This window comes from Pseudomonas sp. JL3 (assembly GCF_031570575.1).
Classification (GTDB): domain Bacteria; phylum Pseudomonadota; class Gammaproteobacteria; order Pseudomonadales; family Pseudomonadaceae; genus Aquipseudomonas; species Aquipseudomonas cucumis.
Window position 1 is genome coordinate 233970 of record NZ_JAKWJK010000003.1, and the last position, 21468, is coordinate 255437.

General features: G+C 54.0%; 20 protein-coding genes. 15 read left to right on the top strand and 5 right to left on the bottom strand.

The window, feature by feature from the left end:
• Window positions 1-42: 42 nt before the first annotated feature.
• The 4 genes from MMG91_RS07415 to MMG91_RS07430 form a co-directional block, all read right to left on the bottom strand.
• Complete coding sequence (locus MMG91_RS07415) at window positions 43-672, bottom strand: TetR/AcrR family transcriptional regulator (RefSeq protein ID WP_105348907.1); 630 nt, start codon at window positions 670-672, stop codon at window positions 43-45.
• A gap of 331 nt (window positions 673-1003) precedes the next feature.
• Window positions 1004-1933 carry a LysR family transcriptional regulator gene (locus MMG91_RS07420; RefSeq protein WP_181150742.1) on the bottom strand — a complete coding sequence of 310 codons (930 nt, stop codon included), beginning with the start codon at window positions 1931-1933 and terminating at the stop codon, window positions 1004-1006.
• 86 nt (window positions 1934-2019) lie between these two features.
• Window positions 2020-3285, bottom strand: a complete 1266-nt coding sequence (locus MMG91_RS07425) for a Zn-dependent hydrolase (protein WP_105348912.1) — start codon at window positions 3283-3285, stop codon at window positions 2020-2022.
• The gene (locus MMG91_RS07430; protein ID WP_310659229.1) at window positions 3278-4657 is read right to left on the bottom strand and encodes an amidohydrolase family protein; all 1380 of its coding nucleotides are present in this window, start codon (window positions 4655-4657) and stop codon (window positions 3278-3280) included. Before MMG91_RS07430 ends, MMG91_RS07425 begins: the two co-directional genes overlap by 8 nt.
• Before the next feature lie 193 nt (window positions 4658-4850).
• Here MMG91_RS07430 and MMG91_RS07435 point away from each other — a divergent pair, with 193 nt between their 5' ends.
• The 15 genes from MMG91_RS07435 to MMG91_RS07505 all read left to right on the top strand — a co-directional run bounded on the left by MMG91_RS07435 (window position 4851) and on the right by MMG91_RS07505 (window position 20102).
• Entirely contained in the window at window positions 4851-6542 is a 1692-nt protein-coding gene (locus tag MMG91_RS07435; protein ID WP_105348917.1) for a urocanate hydratase, read from the top strand.
• A gap of 11 nt (window positions 6543-6553) precedes the next feature.
• Window positions 6554-8074, top strand: coding sequence for an amidohydrolase family protein (locus MMG91_RS07440; RefSeq protein ID WP_105348919.1), 1521 nt, complete (start codon window positions 6554-6556; stop codon window positions 8072-8074).
• A gap of 35 nt (window positions 8075-8109) precedes the next feature.
• Entirely contained in the window at window positions 8110-9636 is a 1527-nt protein-coding gene (gene hutH / locus MMG91_RS07445) for a histidine ammonia-lyase (protein WP_105348921.1), read from the top strand.
• Between the two features lie 83 nt (window positions 9637-9719).
• Window positions 9720-10505, top strand: a complete 786-nt coding sequence (locus tag MMG91_RS07450) for an ABC transporter substrate-binding protein (protein WP_105348924.1) — start codon at window positions 9720-9722, stop codon at window positions 10503-10505.
• An 80-nt stretch (window positions 10506-10585) separates the two neighbouring features.
• Window positions 10586-11275 carry an ABC transporter permease gene (locus MMG91_RS07455; protein WP_105348926.1) on the top strand — a complete coding sequence of 230 codons (690 nt, stop codon included), beginning with the start codon at window positions 10586-10588 and terminating at the stop codon, window positions 11273-11275.
• Window positions 11272-12036: a histidine ABC transporter permease HisM gene (gene hisM, locus MMG91_RS07460; RefSeq protein ID WP_105348929.1), complete on the top strand. Its 765-nt coding sequence runs from the start codon at window positions 11272-11274 to the stop codon at window positions 12034-12036. Before MMG91_RS07455 ends, hisM begins: the two co-directional genes overlap by 4 nt.
• Complete coding sequence (locus MMG91_RS07465) at window positions 12033-12791, top strand: ATP-binding cassette domain-containing protein (RefSeq protein ID WP_105348931.1); 759 nt, start codon at window positions 12033-12035, stop codon at window positions 12789-12791. Before hisM ends, MMG91_RS07465 begins: the two co-directional genes overlap by 4 nt.
• On the top strand, window positions 12791-14023 hold the full coding sequence (locus MMG91_RS07470; protein ID WP_310659230.1) for a M20 aminoacylase family protein: 1233 nt from the start codon (window positions 12791-12793) through the stop codon (window positions 14021-14023). Before MMG91_RS07465 ends, MMG91_RS07470 begins: the two co-directional genes overlap by 1 nt.
• Before the next feature lie 32 nt (window positions 14024-14055).
• Window positions 14056-14448, top strand: coding sequence for an ACT domain-containing protein (locus MMG91_RS07475; RefSeq protein WP_105348936.1), 393 nt, complete (start codon window positions 14056-14058; stop codon window positions 14446-14448).
• A gap of 65 nt (window positions 14449-14513) precedes the next feature.
• On the top strand, window positions 14514-15344 hold the full coding sequence (nudC, locus tag MMG91_RS07480) for an NAD(+) diphosphatase (protein ID WP_310659231.1): 831 nt from the start codon (window positions 14514-14516) through the stop codon (window positions 15342-15344).
• Window positions 15345-15480: 136 nt separating this feature from the next.
• Window positions 15481-15822: an XRE family transcriptional regulator gene (locus tag MMG91_RS07485; RefSeq protein ID WP_310659232.1), complete on the top strand. Its 342-nt coding sequence runs from the start codon at window positions 15481-15483 to the stop codon at window positions 15820-15822.
• 238 nt (window positions 15823-16060) lie between these two features.
• A complete protein-coding gene (locus MMG91_RS07490; RefSeq protein ID WP_105348943.1) occupies window positions 16061-17200 on the top strand; it encodes a succinylglutamate desuccinylase/aspartoacylase family protein in 1140 nt (379 codons plus the stop codon).
• 151 nt (window positions 17201-17351) lie between these two features.
• Window positions 17352-18098, top strand: a complete 747-nt coding sequence (locus MMG91_RS07495; RefSeq protein WP_244914278.1) for an ABC transporter substrate-binding protein — start codon at window positions 17352-17354, stop codon at window positions 18096-18098.
• 51 nt (window positions 18099-18149) lie between these two features.
• Window positions 18150-19268: an aminotransferase gene (locus tag MMG91_RS07500; protein ID WP_310659233.1), complete on the top strand. Its 1119-nt coding sequence runs from the start codon at window positions 18150-18152 to the stop codon at window positions 19266-19268.
• 219 nt (window positions 19269-19487) lie between these two features.
• Window positions 19488-20102, top strand: coding sequence for a transcriptional regulator (locus MMG91_RS07505; protein ID WP_105348951.1), 615 nt, complete (start codon window positions 19488-19490; stop codon window positions 20100-20102).
• Window positions 20103-20452: 350 nt separating this feature from the next.
• On the opposite strand, the gene MMG91_RS07510 is transcribed toward MMG91_RS07505, so the two are convergent.
• The gene (locus MMG91_RS07510) at window positions 20453-21430 is read right to left on the bottom strand and encodes a hypothetical protein (RefSeq protein WP_105348953.1); all 978 of its coding nucleotides are present in this window, start codon (window positions 21428-21430) and stop codon (window positions 20453-20455) included.
• Window positions 21431-21468 lie beyond the last annotated feature (38 nt).

Here is a 21468-nt window from a genome sequence, read left to right on the forward strand (position 1 = left end):
GAGATCACTCCCGATGCTTGCCCCCTTTTCTAATTCAGAAGCTTAAGCTCTAACCTCAGGCGCAAGGGTAGGAGTCTTCAACCCAGGGAGTAACATATGGCAGAAAAAATCAGAGATTGCCTCTGGCGAGCGCCGGCCACCAGGTTTAATCCATAGGTAGCTGTAGTGGTGGATTCCGAGTATCCCTTTGACAGCTAAGGAGTCCGCTGTAACGAATACTCCCTCCTCAACGCCCGACTTCAGTATTGCCGACCAGATTTGCTCGTACTGACGGTGAAGGTCGAGCAACTCTATTTTGCGTTCGCCAATTACTGAATAGACCTCTCGGAAACAAACTGTCATTTCAGCAAGATGATCGACAATTGCGCGCATAACCACCGACGAGAAATGCCTAAACTTCTCCTCTGCGGGGAGATCGGTTTCGATTAAAGGAACGCCTTTCGCGATCAGCACCCTCAGGTAGCGGCTCGTGATTTCGAACAACAGCTCCTCTTTACTACCTATGTGGTGGTAAAGCGCCCCTCGACCCAACCCGGTTGCCTTTTCAAGCTCGGCCATTCCGGTCGCATGGTAGCCTCGGGTGGAAAATAGCTCCGCTGCGATACGCAGAATGCGCTCTTTAGTGCCACCTTCGGCAATGGGCAACTGGCCAGCCATTTCAGCCTTTGCCATGCGCGTCCTTCCTTCTGATACAAATTTTTCACTAGATCATGACCTATTCAGCGGGCGATACACTGAGGCCAGTTGTACGAGGATCTAATGCTGATACGACCAGCGTCTCGACCGGTCAGCACACAATTTATATCACAGGTAACGTGTTTTTGACCTTTAGGGATGGTATTAGCCAGAGGAAACAGCGTCAGCACCTACACCATTTTTTGAACACGTCCGACATCGGCGGGAATAGCGAATAGCCGAGTCGTAGGCTTAGAAATAACGCCTGATTGAAAACCCGCTGTATTCGACTCATGGTGGCTTTAGGAGCTGCTCCCCGCACCACCTGCTATACCCCGTGACGGCCACTTCCGAAAGCTTCAATTAACGCGTCCTGCATGAGCATTGCGGTGCGCGTGCGGTGCTCTGACTCGCGAGCGACAGCAAACACTGGACGGTCGACTATGAACTCGGGAAGAGGCAAGCGATATAGCTCTCCACTAGAGACCCAAGGTTGAGCAATGTGATCGGGCACAATCCCGACGAAACCGCCGCTGAGTAGCAACTGCACAGTTGCTTCGACATGGTGGGCCAGGGGTGAGGAATGCTGAAGGAAGGAAGTTGGGGCTGAATCTTGGATCAGGTAGCCGCGACGCACATATCGCGCTCCCTGCTCGATGATATACCGCGTCTCATCTTCGTCTTTGCCATAAGCTTGATGACCTCGCCCGCAGTACAAAGCAGAGGTCTCGTTGCTGATCACTTGATAGGTGAGCGACGGCAAATCCGACTTACAGATTGTGATGCCCACTCCAGCCTTCTTCTCGGCTACCGCGCGTTCGACCGCGTCCGGCGGGGCAACGCTGATACTCAGGTTCACCAACGGATACATGTTAGAAAATCTTGCAAGGGCAGTGGCGATGGGATTGGCGGGGGTGAATGTGCTGTGGTCAATTAACCACAAACTAAGGTCACCTTTGACCTCGCCTTTGGAGTGGGCAAGCGTTTCGCGAAACTCATCTATGGAATCTAGCAACCGTAGAACAGCTGTGTACGCGACCTGCCCTTCCTGAGTTAACTGAAACCCGCTGCGCCCTCGCTGGCACAGCTGGCTACCGAAGCGCCCTTCCAGATCGGACAGTTGTCGACTGATCGCTGATATGCCCATACCAGTAGCCTCCTCGGCGGCGGACAGCCCGCCACACTCCACAACAGCCTTGAAAAGCCGCCAGTGTTTGAGGTCAATGTCGTGTAGAGGGGGAACCGCTGGGCTGTTCACTTCTTGTACTCCAGGATTGGTGAGTAAAGCGCTGGTATCGGCATACCTGCGCACTCGTCCTTGTTATTGGAATCGTGTGGAGCAGATTAATCTGGGGCCAGTTGAGCGTCCAGCCGCATAAGTGTTGCAGCCAGCACCTCTGTCCCGTGCATGAGTTGCTCAGGCTCAAGCCACTCTTCGGGGCAATGGCTTCGGCCATTGAGGCATGGAACAAACACCATGCCGATTGGCCCGGTAGCGCCCACGTAGACAGCGTCATGTCCCGCCCCGCTGGGCATGGTTATGTTGGTGTAGCCCAGACTTTGGGCGGCTGCGCTCACAGCTTCGATTACCAGCATGGAGCAATCGGTTGGGTCGGCATACGTCAATGCCACCGATACTGCGCTCAAGCGCAGATCTCTGAGCACCGGCTCACATTGGTTCAACAGATCCTCTGGAAATTTCAGCAACACATCTTTGGAGTCACTGCGCACTTCAAGCACCATCTCAACCTTCCCCGGCACTGCGTTTGGTACATTTGGGGTCACATCAAGACGGCCGACGGTCGCAACGACATAGTTGGGGTTTCCGGACAGCGCAGCGGCCATATCGCGGGCCTTTACGATCATGTGCGCAGCACCGACCAACGCGTCTCGGCGAAGATCCATGGGTGTCGTACCGGCATGATCAGGTAAGCCACACACCGTGATGCTTACCCGCCGGATGCCGACGATGTTGGTAACTGAGCCGATCTGCACGCCCTGGCTCTCCAACACGGGCCCTTGTTCTATGTGCAACTCGACGAACGCGGCGGTGCTCTCGGGTGCCCTCAACGCCTGGTTCAAACCATTTGGATCGCCGCCGATACGTGTTAAAGCCTGCGCAAGGCTCTCGCCAACCCGATTCTTGGAAGCGAGCATATCGGTGCTTAATAGCCCAGCAAACGCGCGACTTCCTACACAGGATATGCCGTAGTCGCTGGGCTCCTCTGAGAGAAAATCAATCACCTGGAACGGATGGCGCAGGCACCGTCCTGCGTCCTTAAACGCATGGGCAACCTCTAACGCTGCCAATACGCCGATGATTCCATCGAAGCGCCCTCCCGCGACCACGGTATCGCAATGCGAACCGCTGATTAAAGGCTTGCGGCCAGGCTCGCTGCCTTTCATCTCACCGATTAAATTGCCACCTGCATCCAAGGTTACGCAAAGACCTGCGGACTCGAACTCGCCTTTGAGCCAGCGTCGTGCTTCTTCGAACTGAGGGGAAAAAGCACGGCGCGTCCACGGCACGCCAGGAACAATAAAACTGGAGAGCATTTCAACCCGGCCCCACAGCCGGTCGCGGTTCAATTTCACTTGGGAATCACTCATTTCGGTCGGTGCTCTTGTTTTGATTGTGGGGGCGCAGGAAACGACCGTAACCTGGGCTGTTGAGTATTGTTCCTTGGTCAAATACGCCTTGGCCGCGACAGAATGTTTTCTTGACCCGCGCGGAAAACTCCATTCCTTCGAACGAGCTCCACTTCACGGCGCTGAGGCTTCCGGAAGGATCGAAGCGGTAGCGCTCTTCAGCGAGAATCACGAAATCTGCGTCTTTACCGATTTCAAACCCGCCCTTGCGATCGTCCAATAAGGAATGTGCAGCAGGGTTATGGCTAAGCAGTTTCGAGACCAGCGTGGGTGAAAGGCTACGGGTGGTCGCCCCTGTCCAAAGCGCTGGCAGCAGCGTTTCCAAACCGGGGCCGCCGGAAGAGTTGCGGAACACATTTGGGTTATTTTTGCGCTCCAGCCCCCAGCTGACATGGTCGGAAGAAACGAATGTGCAATGGCCAGCAGCTATGTGGCCCCACACTTTTTCAGTTTCTGTCTTGGGTCTGATCGGTGGGTAATGCTTGGTCTTGGCTCCGAGCCGTCGTGTGTGCTCTTCATGGTTAAGCATCAGATATTGGATACAGGTTTCAATAGTCGCTGTATGACCGGCCTTGCGGTACATCTCGCAAAGCTCAAAACCGCGCCCGGTGGACACGTGAACTGGATGTGCACGAGCCCCTGTCTGCGCTCCGATCTCATAGATCAGTGCCGTAGCCAGATCTTCGATCAACGGCGGGTGAGCTCGAAGAAAGGCGTCCCAACCCGTATCACCCACTTCGATTTGACGTTTGATGTTTTTGCGGGTCAGTTCCTGCATCTGGTTATGCACTCCACACACCAGTCCAGAAGGAGCTATGAGACTGAACAGCTCGTTCAGTAAGTCCTCCTCGATGCGAGGGAAACGGCCAGGGGCTGCCTCGAACGTTGAGAATTTGAAGGCACAAGCACCGGCCTCGATTAGTCCGGGAATGGCGCCCACCCCATGCTTCTCATCCACGGTAGCGAAAAGCCCCACATCGATATGGCAGTCCCGCTCGACTTCGGCCGCCTTGCGCAGTAGCTGTGCCGCACAAGCTACAGGCTCAGGATCGTCATATGGCATATCGACCATCACAGTGATGCCCCCGGCTGCTGCTGCACGGCTGGCCCACCCCAAGCCTTCCTGGTTCGCCTGACTACCAGAATGCACCTGACCGTCGATAACACCTGGCAGCACCCAATGCCTGCGTTCGTCGAGCGTGCACTTGGCGGCCGGCGGCTGACCTGCTCCACGAGCGGCAATTTTTCCGTCGCGGATGGCAAGCCATCCATCTTCAACTATCTGTTCGTGATCGACGATTCTGCCACGCACTACGAGATCGAAATCACTCATCGCTCCACCTCCTGAGGTGTTTCTTTTTACGAGTGAGTATCGAACTGTGCCTGCGGCATGAACCATGACGCATATGGAAACTTCGGTTGCAGCTTTTTGCATGGTTCGCCGAGGTGCCGGCTTAAATAATCGAGTCACCCGAGGGGAAGCCTGCCAACTGTGCTTCCGTAAAAAAACCTGAGAGTGGCTTGATATGACCCAACAAAAACCTCAACAGATAAAAGCTGCGCGTGGAAGTACCTTGCGGTGTAAGGGCTGGAAGCAGGAGACGATCTTGCGAATGCTCGAAAACAACTTAGAAAACGCGGAGGACGCGTCACGACTGACGGTCTACGGCGGGATCGGCAAGGCTGCACGTAACTGGGAAAGTTACGACGCGATCGTTGAGTCACTAAAGAATCTGGAGAACGATGAGACCTTGGCCATTCAATCGGGCATGCCGGTGGCCATTTTCAAAACACACCGTCTGGCCCCACGTGTAGTAATGGCCAACAGTAACGTTATCAAGGCCGACTGGCCAAAATTCTACGACCTAAGCGCCCAGAACCTCACCGCATTCGCCTCCTACACTGCTGGGCCTTGGCAGTACATCGGCAGCCAAGGCGTAATCGAAGGGACTTTTGAAACCTTGGCCCTGGTCGCTGACCGCCACTTCGGCGGCGAGCTCAAAGGCCGTGTGTTCTTCACCGCCGGCTTAGGCGGCATGGGGCGCTCGCAGCCACTTGCAATGACCATGCATGGTGGCGTCAGTGTGACAGTGGAAGTACGCCAAAAGAGCATCGACGAACGCCTGGCCAATGGCTACGCAGACATTCAGGCCGCCTCGCTCGAAGAAGCGATCGGAATGGCCGACTCTGCCCAGAAAGAAGGCCGTGCTCTTTCCATAGTAGTGCTCGGCAATATGGTTGAAGCATTGGAGCAGGCTCTGAACTATGGATGGAAACCCGACATCGTTACAGAGATGTGCCCATGCCATGACCCGTTCGCATTGATTCCGGCCGGACTGTCCTTAGCGGAAGCCGCCGAATTGCTTGAGCGCGACCGTGACGCCTACATGGCGAAATCCCGTGAATCGATGAAACGCATCGTCAAGGCTATGAACCGCTTCAAGAATGAGGGTGCGGTGGTTTTTGAATACGGCACGTTCGTGCGCAAAGAGGCGGTTGACGCTGGCATGTCCCGCGAAGAGGCCTTCGCCTATCCAGGCTGCATTGCTGAATACGTCCGCCCGCTCTTCTTCATCGGGCGTGGCCCCTTCCGTTGGACTTGCGTGTCCGGCGAAGTATCGGATCAACGTCGACTCGACGACTTGGCACTGGAGATGTTCAAGGACGATCCACTTGTAACTCGCTGGATCAGCCGCTGCCGCGATCGCTTGCCGATAGAAGGCCTGCCAGCCCGAATCTGCTTCCTCGGATTTGGTCAGCGTCGCGATTTCGGTTTGGCCGTCAACGCCTTGGTGCGTTCAGGCGAACTCAAAGGCCCGGTCGCTTTCTCGCGGGACAACCTCGATACCGGTTCCATTGCCAACCCCGCATTTGAAACCGAGAACATGCTTGACGGTTCGGATGCGATCTCCGATTGGCCGTACCTGAACGCTCTGCTCAACGTCTCGGCCATGGCAGACCTCGTGGCGATTCAATCCAACGGCACGATGGGCATTTCCGCCCATACCGGCGTCACCATGATCGCCGATGGATCCGAAGAGGCAGACCTACGTCTGGATGCTTGTCTCACCACCGATGCCGGCATTGGCGTAGTGCGCCACGCCCAAGCGGGCTATCCGATGGCGAAATTGGTAGCCCAAGGCCTCGGCCCGCTGACTGACCAAGAGATTCAAGTCCCGCTGTGGTGGAGCCCGCAAGCCACCCTGCATCGCCCATAAAGGACTAAGTCATGGCCCTTCTTCATTTGATTGAGCAAGTCAACGTTATAGGCACGGACGGCACAGCCCGTGTTATCGACGTGCTGATCGACGGCGACCGTTTCGTTGGTCTTGCACCACGAATCGATCATTCGACGGTCAATCTCGACGAGCGTACTGATGGGCGCGGCAAGCTGCTGATACCTGGTCTGATCAACGCACACCATCACTCGCACGACCGTTTTGATAAGGGCCGTTTTTCCGGCATACCGTTGGAAATCTGGATGGGGCTCTACAGTCCACCAACCCACCGCCGAGGCTGGACGCCGCGAGAGGTTTACCTGCGCACCCTGGTAAACGGAATCGAGATGCTGCGCAATGGCATCACCACTGTAGTCGATGACGTGCACTTCGGTGGCCACTTGGAACCTGAGGTGGTGCACGCGGCATTTGAGGCATATTCGATCCTAGGCATCCGGGCCGACGTCAGCGTAGCTTGGTGCGACCGACCCTATCAGGAAGGAATTCCCTATCTCGCCGAGCGTCTGCCATCGGAGCTCAAAGGAGCAGTAACCGAAAAAGCGGCTCCACAGGTGCTTGCATACTGGCAGGAGATGGCGCAGCGCTGGAACGGCAGAGTGCGCTTCGTTTTCTCGCCCTCTGGCCCTCAGCGCTGCACCGCTTCTTTTTTGCAGAAAACCTGGGAGCTGGCCGAGCAGTATGACCGTCCCGTACTCATCCATCTGCTGGAGACCCGGATCCAGGCACTCACGGCGGCAAAGTTCTACGGCATGCCCATGGCCAAGTACATGGACGAGCTCGGCCTGATGAACTCGCGCAGCGTTCTCGCCCATGGGGTATGGCTCACGGCCGATGAACTCGACCTGATCGCCAGCAAAGGGTCGAGCGTGGTGCACAACCCTGCCTGCAACATGAAGTTGGGCAGCGGAGTGGCGCCGGTGGCCGAGATGCTCAAGCGTGGTATTCCGGTTGGCTTGGGGACTGACAATAACAATGGCAACGACTTGAACTCCATGTTCGATGCCATGCGCCTTGCCGCCCTCTCCAATGCACTACTGGATCAATCGTCTTCCAGTCCGGTGGATGCTCTTCAAGTGTTCACGATGGCTACTACGGGCGGTGCCAAAGCCATAGGCCGTGGACGCCAAATCGGCTCAATTGAAATCGGCAAGCAGGCAGACTTTTGCCTGATCGACTTAAAGACCTCTGCCTTCACCCCACTCAATGACGCGCTTACCCAACTGGTGTTCTGCGAGCAAGGCAATTCGGTGCGGGACGTTTATGTGGGAGGCCAGAAGGTTGTCGACAAGGGTCGCATCACCCGCCTGGATGAAGAGGCACTCCTACTCGAAGTTGCTGAACGCATGCTGACGTTGCAAGGAAGAATTGGCAGCGGTCAAAAAGCTCGCGAAATCCTTCGGCCGTATCTTGAAGGGGCCTACGAGGACTGCCTGCGCGACCCGCAAATGGAAGAACTTCGCCACTCAATCAATTACTTCAACCAACCCCGCAAAGCGCCAAAAGCGTTTTAGAGCGATCAACATTTTGACGACCTGTGAGCACAAAAATGACTAAAGAACAAAAAATCGTTCCCGGCAAAACCCGCCTCGCGACCTGGCGCGCGATCTACAACGGCGCGCCTGCATGCCTTTGTGAAAGTGCACGCGCAGGCATCGAGGCCTCCGCCACAGCGGTGGATACCCTGGTCGAGAGTGGTCGCGCTGTTTACGGCCTCAATACCGGCTTTGGAAAGCTCGCCAACGTGCGCATCAGCGACGCGGATCTGCGTCAGTTGCAGAAGAACCTAGTGATGTCGCACATGACGGGGTATGGGCCGGCCTTAGGCGGTGATGTCGTGCGGTTGGTGATGGCACTCAAAGTAGCAAGCCTTGGGCGTGGTGTTTCCGGTGCTCAATACCGAACAGTCCAGTTGTTGGAAGACATGCGCGAACGTGGCGTGATTCCTTACATCCCCGCCCAAGGTTCGGTCGGTGCAAGCGGCGACCTCGCCCCATTGGCACACATGACCGCTGTAATGATAGGCATGGGTCAAGCCTGGTATGACGGCGAACTGCTCGACGGCGCCGAGGCGCTGGGTCGCGCCGGTCTGGAGCCCATCGTATTGGCGCCTAAGGAAGGCTTGGCGTTGATGAACGGCACCCAAGTATCCACTGCGCTGGCGCTTACCGGATTGTTTGCTTTGGAGAATGCCTTCAAGGCCGCACTGACCATCGGCTGCATTACCACTGAAGCACTCGCGGGTATTGCGAGTCCCTTCGACCCCCGCATCCACGAAGTTCGGGGCCACGCTGGGCAAATTACGGTCGGCGCAGCCTTCAAACGTCTGCTCGATGGCAGCCCGATGCGCGCCATTTCCGAAGCGTCGGGCAAGGTGCAAGATCCCTACAGTATCCGATGCCAGCCGCAAGTGCTCGGCGCTTGCCTGGACATGATCCGTTTCGCCAGCAACATGCTAGAGATTGAAAGCAATGCGGCATCTGACAACCCGTTGATTTTCGTCGATACCGGCGACGTGATATCGGGCGGCAATTTCCACGCTGAACCTGTCGCCTTCGCTGCGGACATGCTCGCCATCGCTATCGCGGAAATCGGCAACCTTTCCGAGCGCCGATGCAACCTGTTGCTTGACCCATCCTTTTCGGGTTTGCCACCGATGCTAACTGTAGATGCAGGCCTGCACTCTGGATACATGACGGCACATATTTCCGCCGCAGCCATGGCTTCGGAGAACAAGCAGCGTGCCACCCCAGCCTCTATCGACACCATTCCGACTGCCGGGAACCAAGAAGATCACGTGTCTATGGCCACGCATGGTGCGCGCCGACTGCTGGAGATGACCTCCACGCTGCGCGGGATCCTCTCGGTCGAAGCGCTTTGCGCAGTTCAAGGCATGGATCTACGCGGTGGCAATCCCTACAGCAAAGCGCTTTCGACGAGCATTTACTGCATTCGCGACCAAGTGCCCGCTATGAATGAAGATCGACCGATCGCGCCGGACATGGCGACCGTCGCTGAACTGATCAGGAGCGGGGCCTTATCCGCAGCAACACCAAGTCTAGACGAACTGTTCTAACCAACGCCGCCACCGGCTCCTGCCGGTGGCCAAGCTCAGATACACAGCCTGTCACCTGCCAACTACTGCACAGAGAAAAAATCATGAACAAGAATCTCGTTGTAGCTTGCGTAGCCGCCACTCTGTTCGCCGGCTCAGTCATGCTCAAAGCCGAAGCCGAAGAGATGCTACGCCTGGGCGTTGATCCTACTTATCCGCCACTGGAATACCGCGATCCTCAGGGCAAATTCGTCGGCTTCGACATCGACTTGGGTAATGAAATTTGCAAACGCATCGAAATGAAATGCGAGTACGTGAACAGCAGTTTTGATGGTTTGATTCCAGGTTTGCTGGCTCGCAAGTTTGATGGTGTCCTTTCCAGCCTGTCCATCACAGAGCAGCGCCTCAAGCAAATTGACTTCACCGACAAGCTCTCTAATCCCTCTACCCGTTTGGTTGCAAAGGAGGCCGCCGGCATATTGCCTACCGAGGAGGGTCTTAAAGGCAAAACCGTTGGGTACCAACAAGGCACCATCCAGGAGTCCTACGCCCGCACCTACTGGAAACGGCCCGGCATCCGACTACAGGCCTACGCCAACCAAGATCAGGTTTACTCGGATCTGGTGAACGGTCGTATCGACGCCGCGCTCCAGGATGAGGTGCAGGCCACTTATGCCTTCCTCAAAACCGATCAGGGAAAAGGCTACGCATTCGCCGGGCCTGTGATCGAGGATGAGAAAGTCTTGGGCAGCGGCACAGCGATCGGCGTGCGCAAAGATGACACCGATCTCAAACAGCGGATCAACAAAGCCATTGCATCCATGCTTGCCGACGGCACTTACAAAAAGATCGCGAGCAAATACTTCGACTTCGACATCTACGGCGGGTAAACGCAGAACGCCGGCCACGCCGATGCGCCGGGCCGGCTTCGCAATCTCCCTCTCTGTCCACCGTTTGCGAGTAATGTGCCATGCAATGGCTTGAATACTTACCGCTGATTGCTAAAGGCGCTTTAAGCACCGTTCAGTTGGCGCTGGTAGCGCTGGTACTGGCGCTGTTTTTGGGGCTGCTCAGTTCCTTGGCTAAGTTGTCGGGCCGAGCCTGGCTAGTTATTCCAGCGCAGTGCTACACAACCTTGATCCGAGGTGTGCCTGATCTAGCGCTCATGCTGCTGATCTTTTACACGATCCAAATTGGAGTGAATCACATCACAGACAAACTCGGCGCTGGCCGAGTGGAAATAAACCCCTTCGCCGCCGGCGTCATGACCCTCGGTTTTATCTACGGAGCCTACTTCTCCGAAACGTTCCGAGGGGCATTCCTAGCCATTGATCGTGGTCAGACTGAGGCTGCAAATGCCTATGGTCTGTCAGGGCTACAAACGTTCAGAAAGGTGCTGATGCCGCAGCTAGTCAGGTATGCCCTGCCCGGCATTAGCAACAACTGGCAGGTTCTGGTGAAGGCCACCGCACTGGTTTCAATCATCGGTCTGAGCGATTTGGTATTAGCCGCCCAGGAAGCAGGCCGCAGCACTCACAATACTTTGCTGTTCATGCTAATAGCGGGAGCCGTGTACTTCTGCCTTTCCGGGATCTCTAGCCTGTTGCTGCACTGGGTGAAGTGTCGCTCAGCGGCGTGGGCCCGGGAGGTGGAATTATGATCGAACTCTTCACTACTTATTGGCAAAGCTTTCTGTGGTCGGATGGGCAGCAATGGAGCGGTGTCGCAGTTACCCTCATGCTATTGATCGCCTCAACAGTGGGTGGCTTCGTTCTTTCGATTCCGCTCGCAGTGGGCCGGGTCTCCTCGTCCCGAATGCTGAGCGCAGCCATATGGCTGTACACATACACGTTCCGCACCACGCCTCTGTATGTACAACTGTTGATTATCTACAGCGGGCTATACAGCTTGTCATTCATCCGGGATACGCCGCTAGTAAGCGACTTTTTCCGCGACGCATATTGCTGCACTTTGCTGGCATTCATCCTCAACGAGTGCGCCTATATGACCGAAATCCTCGTGGGTTCGATCCGGGCCAGTCAGCGAGGAGAGATTGAGGCCGCGAAAGCCTTCGGGTTGAGCGACACCACCATCAACTTCAAGGTGATCTTGCCAAGTGCTTTGCGCCGCGCCCTGCCGGCATACAGCAACGAGGTCATTTTCATGCTGCACGGCACGACCTTGGCGTTCACCGCCACCGTGCCCGACATTCTCAAAGTGGCAAGGGATGTGAACGCAGAAACCTACCTGACGTTTACCACCTATGGGCTGGCCTCACTCCTTTACCTAATGATCTCTCTTTGCATTATCGCCAGCTTCCATGCTGCGGAAAAACGCTGGCTCAAGCATCTCAAACCCAGAAAGGCCACCAAAGCCGCCAAACCTTCCGCTCCTACTCTAAAAGAAGGTAGTTTCGTATGAATGCCCTGACCGTTGACAACATCCATAAAAGCTACGGTAGCCACAAAGTTCTACATGGCGTGTCGTTGAGTGCCCAGCGTGGGGAGGTGATCAGCATCATCGGCTCCAGCGGTTCTGGCAAAAGCACATTTCTTAGATGCGTTAACTTTCTTGAGCAACCGGATTGCGGCAAGGTCAGCCTGGATGGCCTGTGCATCGATATTGATCCCAAAAAATCGCCTAAACCTGACAAACAGAAGCTTCGTGGACTGCGCACGCGGCTGGCCATGGTGTTTCAGCATTTCAACCTGTGGGCGCATATGACCGTGCTGGAGAACGTCAGCATGGTGCCGATGCAAACATTGCAAGTCACCAAGGAAGAGGCGCGTGCCCGTGCGGTCGCTTACCTCAAGAAAGTCGGTTTGGACGAGCGCTTCCACAATACTTATCCGGCCCATCTGTCCGGCGGCCAGCAGCAGCGCGTCGCTATCGCCCGAGCGCTAGCAGTCGAACCCGAGGTAATGCTTTTTGACGAGCCCACCTCGGCGCTTGATCCAGAACTGGTAGGGGAAGTGCTCAAGATCATGCAGCAGCTTGCCCAAGAGGGACGCACGATGATCGTGGTCACGCACGAGATGGGTTTTGCGCGAACGGCCTCAAGCAAGGTCATCTTCTTGCACGGTGGCAAAATCGAAGAGCAAGGTACGCCAGAGGAATTATTCGACAATCCTAAAAGTGAGCGCCTTCGCCAGTTTCTTGCCATGGGGCTGAAGTGATGAGCAGTGAGCACGGCTCCGGCAGCTTGATCAATGTCCCTGAAACCATTTACGCCATACGGCACGAGCTCCACAAACATCCCGAATTGGCTTTTGAAGAACATTCAACCGCGAACCTTATTGCTGAGTCATTGCAGAGCTGGGGACTAGAGGTGCACCGGGGGCTGGCAGGAACAGGTGTCGTCGGGGTATTGCGAAGCCAAGTAGGCACGCGATCCATCGGACTACGCGCCGACATGGACGCATTGCCGATACAGGAAAAGAATCAATTTTCACATGCGTCTGTGCATGCCGGCAAAATGCACGCGTGCGGTCATGACGGCCACTCCGCCATGCTGCTGGCTGCGGCGCAAGAGTTGTCACGCACCCGCAGCTTTGACGGAACGGTCTATTTCATATTCCAACCCGCCGAAGAGCGTGATGCAGGCGCCCTACAAATGATCAAGGACGGGCTGTTCGAGCGCTTTCCCATGGACGCAATCTTCGGTATGCACAACTGGCCGGGATTACCGGTCGGCCAATTCTCGTTGCGCCCTGGGGCCATGATGGCCTCGGACACCGAATTCCGCATTACCGTCTCTGGTAAAGGCGGACACGCAGCGTTGCCACAGCAATGCACCGATCCAATACCGGCCCTTGCGCACCTTGTCCAAGCGATCCCGATCATTACAACGAGGAGCCTATCGCCTTTAGATCCGGTCGTGCTATCGATTACCCATATTCATACAGGCACCGATGACACGTTGACGGTCATTCCAGACCAGGCCCAGCTCGGAGGAATCTTTAGGGCGTTTTCAAGAAACTCCATGACAACCATTGAAACGCGGATACGTCACTTGGCATTGCATGTGTCGCAAGCATTTCATTGTGATGTTCAAGTGCAGTGCAAGTCCGACTATCCCCCTCTGATCAACCATGCGCAGGAGACGGAGCTGTGTGTTGATGTCCTACGTAAACTCGTCGGGCCCGGCCAAGTGGTCACCGACGCGGAGCCGACAATGGCCTCCGAGGACTTTGCGCACATGCTCGAGCATACGCCTGGGTGTTACGTTTTCATTGGCAACGGCGCCAGTGACCAGCGCGGTCTCGGTCACGGCGACGGGCCATGCGTGCTTCACAGTGCCAGCTTTGACTTCAATGACGACATTCTGGCCCTAGGCGCCACCTACTGGGTGCGGCTAGTGGAGACTTACCTTCCGCACACTGACCATGCGGACAATCACCTGCGGTAAACGGTCGCCTCATCAATTTTCAAGGAGCAATCATGCAACTCGCAAAAAGTATCAATCTGAAAGTATTGCCCGACGTCTACAGCATTTCCCGACTGCACGGGGACGAAAAGCTTCCGTCCTGGGCAGATGGCACAGGATTCGTCAGCATCTCACGTTCGCCTGAAGAACTGTCGATCGTCTGCTTGCAATCACGTGTACCTGAAGGCGTTAAAGTTGACCGCGACTGGAGGTGCGTTCAGTTCGTGGGCCCATTCGCCTTCGATGAAACAGGCATCATCCTCTCTGTCATCCGCCCTCTTACCGAAAGCAGTTTTGGCGTGTTCGTGGTGTCAACCTTCGATGGCGATTACATGCTGCTCAAAGAGACCGACTTCGAGAAGGGACTGTCGGTACTAACTGAAGCTGGCCACAAAATTCACCGCTAACTCAGCAGGCTGCGCCTAACTTTTATTAGCGGCGCAGCTTTACAGAACACATGGAGCGCCTAGTGATGTCGACGATCTGGACGCCAGCAATGGTCGATACTGCCCAACTTGCCGATCGGCTGTTAGTGCTGGGGCCGAGAGGTTTTTTAGCGACTTCCGATACCGTACTGTTTAAAGAGGCGTGGGTGTCGACCCTTGATCTGCATGTCGGCAGCGTACATGGCGTGGGTTACCTGAACGGTTCGCCCATACATATGATTCAAACCGCTTCTACCCAAGAGCTACCAAGCTGTGCCTGGATGCCACTTAGGCATCTGATGCTTGAACGTGACCTTGCAACTTACAAAATGTTGGCCTACGCAGCTCAAGTGGGAACCTGGGCACAGCAACATCGGTTCTGCGGTGCCTGTGGCGCGCCTACTGTCACGTCGAAAGCAGAACGAGCGTTATGCTGCGAAGACTGCCGCCTGCGCTTTTATCCCAGGATCTCTCCCTGCATGATCGTCCTGATCACGCGAGGCGAAGAGGTGTTGTTGGCCCGCTCACCCGCTTTCGCACCAGGGCTTTACAGCACCCTTGCCGGGTTTGCGGAGCCAGGGGAGTCCATGGAAGGATGCGTAATCAGAGAAGTCCGCGAGGAGGTGGGAATCGAGATATGCAACCTTCGCTATAAAGCCAGTCAGTCATGGCCTTATCCGCACTCAATGATGTTCGGCTACCATGCCGACTACGACGGAGGCGAAATTGTGCCGCAGCCGGGGGAGATCGAAGATGCGCGCTGGTTCAACTTGCATGAACTACCAACTCTATCTTCCCACCGCTCGATATCTCGTTATCTTATAGAGCTACATATTGCCGAAATGAAGGGCATGCCCTCTCCTGCTCCGCCTCAGTGAGGATAAGTTTGGAGCTGTTCGACTAGATGTTTTTCGAACTACCCGAATTCAGTGAGCTCAGACATGGAAACTTAATCTTTCTAGCTTTCTAATGGCACACCAAAAACAGATATTCGCAATAAGGAGAAGGTCACACATGAATATAAATTTGACTATGGGGATGCGCTTGCAGGAGGAGCGGAAGCGACTCGGGTACAGCCAGGAAGGCTTCTCCCTGCTCATGGGTGTCTCTCGTCGAACTCAAGTTAGTTATGAGACCCGTGACAAAAATGCGGGCTTATTATATTTGAGTAAAGCCCAAGCCAAAGGTTTAGATATTTATTACATCATCTCTGGAAACGCCATAACTGCTGAACAACAGCTACTTTCCGAAACAGAGGCAAACCTGCTGAAAATTTATCGAAACCTTGACCGACAAGAGAAAGAGTCGTTGATGATCATTGCTCAATCACTAGCCAAAGCCCCATCAAAAATATAACGATTTTATCGATTATTAGAACTGCCTAACTGAAGTTTAATACCCCCTCTCTGTTCCATCCTTATCCAGCCCGTCCCTCGATCTGTTCGATCTGTCAGTCACCACGCTGATCCGCGTCAACGCGCGCTTAGCTCTCCCAGACCTCGTTTTCCGATCGCTCAAACGACCAATGACCACTTGAACAGCGGAGACAAAAAGTCCAGGATAGACAAATATCACACGAACAGGTGTCGCTGGCATGGCTCAAACCGTAGAAACCACCCTTCCTTCGCAAACCCCGGGCGTGGTGCACAAGCTCTGCAAGCACACCTTCGGTGGTAGCTTGGGTCAACGAAGTGCCTACATACAGGCCGGGTTGCATGCCGACGAACACCCAGGGCTTCTTGTGATTCAACATCTTCTCGTTCATCTGCAAAAGCTGGAGCAGCAAGGGCGGATTTTCGGTCGAATTGTGATCAGGCCATTCGCTAATCCTGTTGGCATGGGTCAGCAGGTTTTTGGCCAACTAACTGGACGCTTTAATCTCGCCAATGGTGAGAATTTCAACCGTAACTTTCCAAATATCGTCGACAAGCTGGAGACCGTGCTGACAACGACACGACCAGCCCATAACGACACTTCAGCAATGAAGGCATTGATGCTGTCTGTACTTGGCGATTCGATTCCTACGGAAACTGTCGCCGCGAATAAGTACCTGTTATTACACGAGGCGCTACAGCACGACCTGTTTATCGACCTGCACTGTGACACCTCAAGCATTTTGCACATTTACGCCAACCTCAATCAGCAGGAACGGGCAACACGTCTCGCCACATGCATGGGTGTAACGGCGGTGTTTCTCGAAGAGGAAGCCGGTGGATTCCCACTTGACGAGGCATATGCCAAGGCCTGGAAAACGTTGTATGTGAAAGAGTTCGTGGACAAAGAACACCTTGGTTTCTCCGCTACCGTCGAGCTTCGCGGCCAAGCCGATGTGGAAGACGATATCGCCGAACAAGATGCGATGGGACTACTGCGTTTTCTCTGTGCCGAAGGCTTGATTCGCTTGGACGATGACACCGAACACCCCATCAGACCGGAGCAGGTGACTATCTATCCACTGGAGGGGGTTGCCCATCTAGAAGCAACCGGCACAGGCATTATTGCCTGGAAAAAAGCGCTCGGCTCCGCCGTGCAGCGCGGAGAAATTATTGCCGAAATTTTGCCACTTGATATGCAGCTCGGAACTTCGCGTATTCCGGTACTAAGCCCAGTCGACGGCGCTCTCATTGCCCGACATCACATCAGGCTGGCTCGAGCGGGTCAACGCATTGGTATGGCAGCGGGAACCGAACCGCTGCCAGGACGTATTACAGGCCAATTGATGCACGCTTTCTAACAACCAGAGTAGGTACCAAACCTATCAATAAGCTACGAAGACTCAATTTTTAAACTGCCTTGGCAAGCTGCTTTTTGCGGCTTCACCAACAAAACCGACAATCAATCTGAGGCACCTAAAAATGAAAATCCACGCAGTATTCAGCGGTCTTATGCTCGCGCTCTCTATGTCCATGGCCCACGCGGCAGACCAACCGCTAAAAATCGGCATAGAAGCGGCTTATCCTCCCTTCGCCTCCAAGTCACCCAACGGAGAAATCACCGGTTTCGATTACGATATTGGCAATGCGCTCTGTGCAGAAATGCAGATCAAGTGCCAATGGGTCGAGCAGGAATACGACGGCCTGATCCCCGCTCTAAAAGTCAAAAAGGTTGACGCGATTCTATCGTCGATGTCGATCACAGAAGAGCGCAAGAAATCTGTCGACTTTACTGACAAGTATTATCAGAGCCCCGCTCGACTGGCGATGAAAAGTGGAACACAAATTGGTGAAGACCTCTCCGGCCTGAAAGGCAAGCGCATCGGTGTGCAGCGCTCCAGTATCCATGATCGCTTTGCGACCGAAGTCCTGACGCCTAAGGGTGCGGAGATCGTGCGCTATACCTCGCAAAATGAGATCTACCTGGATATGAATTCCGGCCGGCTGGATGGAACTGTCGCTGATCAAATCATTCTCAGCGAGTCATTTCTAAAATTGCCTACCGGTCAAGGATTCGCCTTCGTTGGCCCGCAGTTGACTGATCCAAAATACTTCGGTGACGGCATCGGCATAGCCCTACGCAAAGGCGATGCCCCGCATGTACAAAGTTTCAATGACGCCATCAAGGCATTGAGGGCCAAGGGTATCTACCAAGCCATCAACGCGAAATATTTCGACTTCGACGTATATGGTAAGTAACCGCTGTTGAGCACCGTTTGCTAACAAACTATCAAAACAAAAGGTACCCACATGAAGATCAAAGAATTCGGCGTTGAAATCTGGATGAACGCCTATGAAAACGAGTGCAAATACAACCTGGCCGAAACTTGCGTCGAGTCTTTGACCATCGAACAACTACTGGAAATGGCCGGTAAAAAAGACAGCATTCTCGATGAGCTGCTGCCGTTGAAAATGACGTATGGCGCCATCGAAGGTTCTGATCGCTTGCGCAACAATGTGGCGGCTTTGTACTCGAAGCAGAGCAAGGACAACGTGATCATCACCCACGGTGCGATCGGTGCTAACGCCTTGGTTTATGAAACCCTAGTTGAACCAGGTGACCACGTTATTTCCGTGGCTCCGACTTACCAGCAGCACTACTCGATTCCCGAGAGTTACGGCGCCGACGTTTCGATTCTCAAACTGCGTGAGGAGAACGCTTTCCTGCCTGATTTGGAAGAGCTGAACGCGCTGGTCAGGTCGAACACCAAAGTAATTGCCATCAACAACCCGAACAACCCCACCGGGTCTTTGATGGATCAAGCCATGCTTGAGCAGATCGTAGCGATTGCCCGTTCGGCCGGTGCCTACCTGCTCAGTGACGAGGTCTACCGGGGCATTGACCAAGACGGCGACGGCTTCACCGTCTCGGTGGCAGATCTGTACGAAAAAGGTATCAGCACCGCCAGTATGTCCAAGGCGTTCTCGCTGGCCGGTCTTCGTTTGGGCTGGATCGTCGCGCCAACCGACCTGATTCATCGGGTCACCATTCACCGCGACTACAACACCATCAGCGTCGGGATGCTAGATGATCATTTCGCGTGTATCGCGTTGGAAAACAAGGACAAGATTCTTGCCCGCAACAAATCCATTACTCGCACCAACCTCGAATACCTCGATCAGTGGATCGCGAATGAGCCCAAGGTCTCGTTCGTCAAACCGAAATCCGGCACCACGGCCCTTCTGAAGATCGATGTCGACCTGTCCTCCCGTGACTTGTGCGTCAAGCTCCTGGAAAACAAAGGCGTTATGTTCACGCCAGGCAGTGCTTTGGACATCGAAGGTTATGTGCGCATTGGTTATGCCAACAACCTATCAGTCCTGAAAGAAGGCCTGGAAAAGGTTTCGGAATTTCTCGCGGAGTTTTGATCTTCTCCTCCATGCCTTCGCCAAGCCGCCTGGCATGGTCTGATGAATGATGCCGACAGCGATGCCGTCGGCATTTTCATTACTCGATTACAACATTCGCATGATGTTGGACGCTCCCATAGGCGGTCGTTACTAGCCCTACAAAACCTCGGCTCGTAGTCAAACACCGCAGCTGATACATTTGTCCACCTAATGGAATCTCTTGCGACCTGCTCCAGCATGAAAAAACTTAATAATTACAAGGCCATCGCCGACGGCATCGCGCTGCTGTATTTCCCTCATGCGGAAGTCATCATTCACGACGTAAAAACGCAAACCATCGTCCACATAGCCAACAATATTTCAAAACGAAAACTGGGAGATGATTCAGCCCTCGATCAGTTACCGGGAGATTTCGAGATCGTCAGCAACCTGGGCCCTTACGAGAAACTTAACTGGAACGGACAGAAAATTCGCTCCATTACCAGCGTGCTGAGAAACGACGACGATGAGCCCGAGGCGCTTTTGTGTATCAACATGAATTTCACCGTGCTGGAGATGGCACGTGAAGCGCTGAACAATTTCTTCGAGCCCAGCCGGTTGCTTCCACAACCTGACGCATTGTTTCGGGATGACTGGCAAGAACGCATCAATACCTTTCTGCACGCTTGGCTCAGAGAACATAATCTGTCACTTCCTGGACTGACGCGAAATGACAAACAACGGCTGGTTGAAGCTCTATTCGCCGAAGGCGCTTTTGAAGGCCGAAGTGCTTCAGACTACATCGCTAACGTTCTGTCGATGGGAAGGGCTACCGTGTACAAGTACGTGAAGCGCCTGCGTGAAGCAGCGTAATTCGATTTGAAGATCGAGGTAGGGGCGCATGGTGGGTACCCAAACCCAACCAAACCCGATGATGTGTGGATTTTTTACCAACCGTTCGAAATGTGACACCCCTGATGTCTGTGGATGGGTAACTTGCTTCGAGGAATTTAATAGACGAATCGTAGCTTGGATTGGTACGCGTTCGGGGAACGGCTCCAAGTCCTATAGCTGCAAAGCCGATGGCAGCTTAACGCATCCAAGTAATCATTGAGGCATGAAAAAGCCCGTGGGGATTGGCCCACGGGCTTCAAGATACTGCTAGGTTTTCAACAACTATGAATTAGATAGTTTCTTTCGAATTAGCCATTGCAGATATCCTATTAAGATTTAGAGGTGATGATGATTATAAACCCCATCCCCGGTAAAAGCAAGTCACCCTTTTTGGCAAGCACCCGAGTATCGTATCCACTTCCATCTGGATAGGATGAAGGCTCATCCATCACACGACTGCCGGTATTTGTGAAGTGGAATTTACAATTGTCGCACTTTATTGCCACTTCAAGCCCAACAACAAATCGGGTAAGGCCTGCAGCAAGGTAAGGATCTTCGAAAATATCTTGTTTATATTCTACGGTTCGTTGCAGCAAGATAGATCTGGTTTTGCTGAAATTTTCGCTCTTCGAATAAACTTCATAAGGTAGTTCGAAACGCATCTCTTCAGGGTTGTCGGGTGCAGCTTTGAAGAAATCTTTAGGTTCGTATGATTTTTGATCGACAACAAGCGAGGTCATGCTCGGCGGTGTATAACTTCCAGTAATACGTTGCCAGATATTGGGCTCCGCATCTGGTGAGATTACCACCTTACTGGTGGTAGTTGTTTTGACAGTTAGATAGCGTTTCGTATGATCAAGCTTGAAGCGATAGACCATTTTCACATCTTCGAAGTGGTAGTCTAACTCGGCGCTGAAGTAGGTGTCGCTGATTTTTTGTGTAGCCTGGCCGTGAACCCTAGTGAGGCACTTCTTAAAAATCGAGTCTGTTAAGGTGCGCCATTTCCGCTTGTTTTCTTCTATGCCTACAGCCAGTTCTGGGGCGAAGAACACCTCGTGGATGTTGCGCTGAAAAACCTCTGTGAACTGGGCTGACTTCATGATCGCCGCAAATACCCCTGCTCCCAGCACGGCGCCGCCTGTTTTTACAAAGATTTCAGCCATGCCTTTAGGGAAGAGCCAAAATCCGTCTATTTTTGTAGCGAAGAGTGATCCAAAGACCACCAGAAGGAAGCCGCCAATTATAAACAATAGCGCTGCATTCTTAAGTGGTTGGATGATGGTGTTAAGGAATTCCGGAATTTTCACGATTATGGGTTCTATCGAATCTGTAAGTTTTGTCTGCC

Excerpts from the sequence above, each read along its gene's own strand:
- MMG91_RS07415 (WP_105348907.1), bottom strand. The coding sequence starts at position 672 with ATGGCAAAGGCTGAAATGGCTGGCCAGTTGCCCATTGCCGAAGGTGGC.
- MMG91_RS07425 (WP_105348912.1), bottom strand. The coding sequence starts at position 3,285 with ATGAGTGATTCCCAAGTGAAATTGAACCGCGACCGGCTGTGGGGCCGG.
- MMG91_RS07430 (WP_310659229.1), bottom strand. The coding sequence starts at position 4,657 with ATGAGTGATTTCGATCTCGTAGTGCGTGGCAGAATCGTCGATCACGAA.
- MMG91_RS07435 (WP_105348917.1), top strand. The coding sequence starts at position 4,851 with ATGACCCAACAAAAACCTCAACAGATAAAAGCTGCGCGTGGAAGTACC.
- MMG91_RS07440 (WP_105348919.1), top strand. The coding sequence starts at position 6,554 with ATGGCCCTTCTTCATTTGATTGAGCAAGTCAACGTTATAGGCACGGAC.
- hutH (WP_105348921.1), top strand. The coding sequence starts at position 8,110 with ATGACTAAAGAACAAAAAATCGTTCCCGGCAAAACCCGCCTCGCGACC.
- MMG91_RS07450 (WP_105348924.1), top strand. The coding sequence starts at position 9,720 with ATGAACAAGAATCTCGTTGTAGCTTGCGTAGCCGCCACTCTGTTCGCC.
- MMG91_RS07455 (WP_105348926.1), top strand. The coding sequence starts at position 10,586 with ATGCAATGGCTTGAATACTTACCGCTGATTGCTAAAGGCGCTTTAAGC.
- hisM (WP_105348929.1), top strand. The coding sequence starts at position 11,272 with ATGATCGAACTCTTCACTACTTATTGGCAAAGCTTTCTGTGGTCGGAT.
- MMG91_RS07465 (WP_105348931.1), top strand. The coding sequence starts at position 12,033 with ATGAATGCCCTGACCGTTGACAACATCCATAAAAGCTACGGTAGCCAC.
- MMG91_RS07470 (WP_310659230.1), top strand. The coding sequence starts at position 12,791 with ATGAGCAGTGAGCACGGCTCCGGCAGCTTGATCAATGTCCCTGAAACC.
- MMG91_RS07475 (WP_105348936.1), top strand. The coding sequence starts at position 14,056 with ATGCAACTCGCAAAAAGTATCAATCTGAAAGTATTGCCCGACGTCTAC.
- nudC (WP_310659231.1), top strand. The coding sequence starts at position 14,514 with ATGTCGACGATCTGGACGCCAGCAATGGTCGATACTGCCCAACTTGCC.
- MMG91_RS07485 (WP_310659232.1), top strand. The coding sequence starts at position 15,481 with ATGAATATAAATTTGACTATGGGGATGCGCTTGCAGGAGGAGCGGAAG.
- MMG91_RS07490 (WP_105348943.1), top strand. The coding sequence starts at position 16,061 with ATGGCTCAAACCGTAGAAACCACCCTTCCTTCGCAAACCCCGGGCGTG.
- MMG91_RS07495 (WP_244914278.1), top strand. The coding sequence starts at position 17,352 with ATGCTCGCGCTCTCTATGTCCATGGCCCACGCGGCAGACCAACCGCTA.
- MMG91_RS07500 (WP_310659233.1), top strand. The coding sequence starts at position 18,150 with ATGAAGATCAAAGAATTCGGCGTTGAAATCTGGATGAACGCCTATGAA.
- MMG91_RS07505 (WP_105348951.1), top strand. The coding sequence starts at position 19,488 with ATGAAAAAACTTAATAATTACAAGGCCATCGCCGACGGCATCGCGCTG.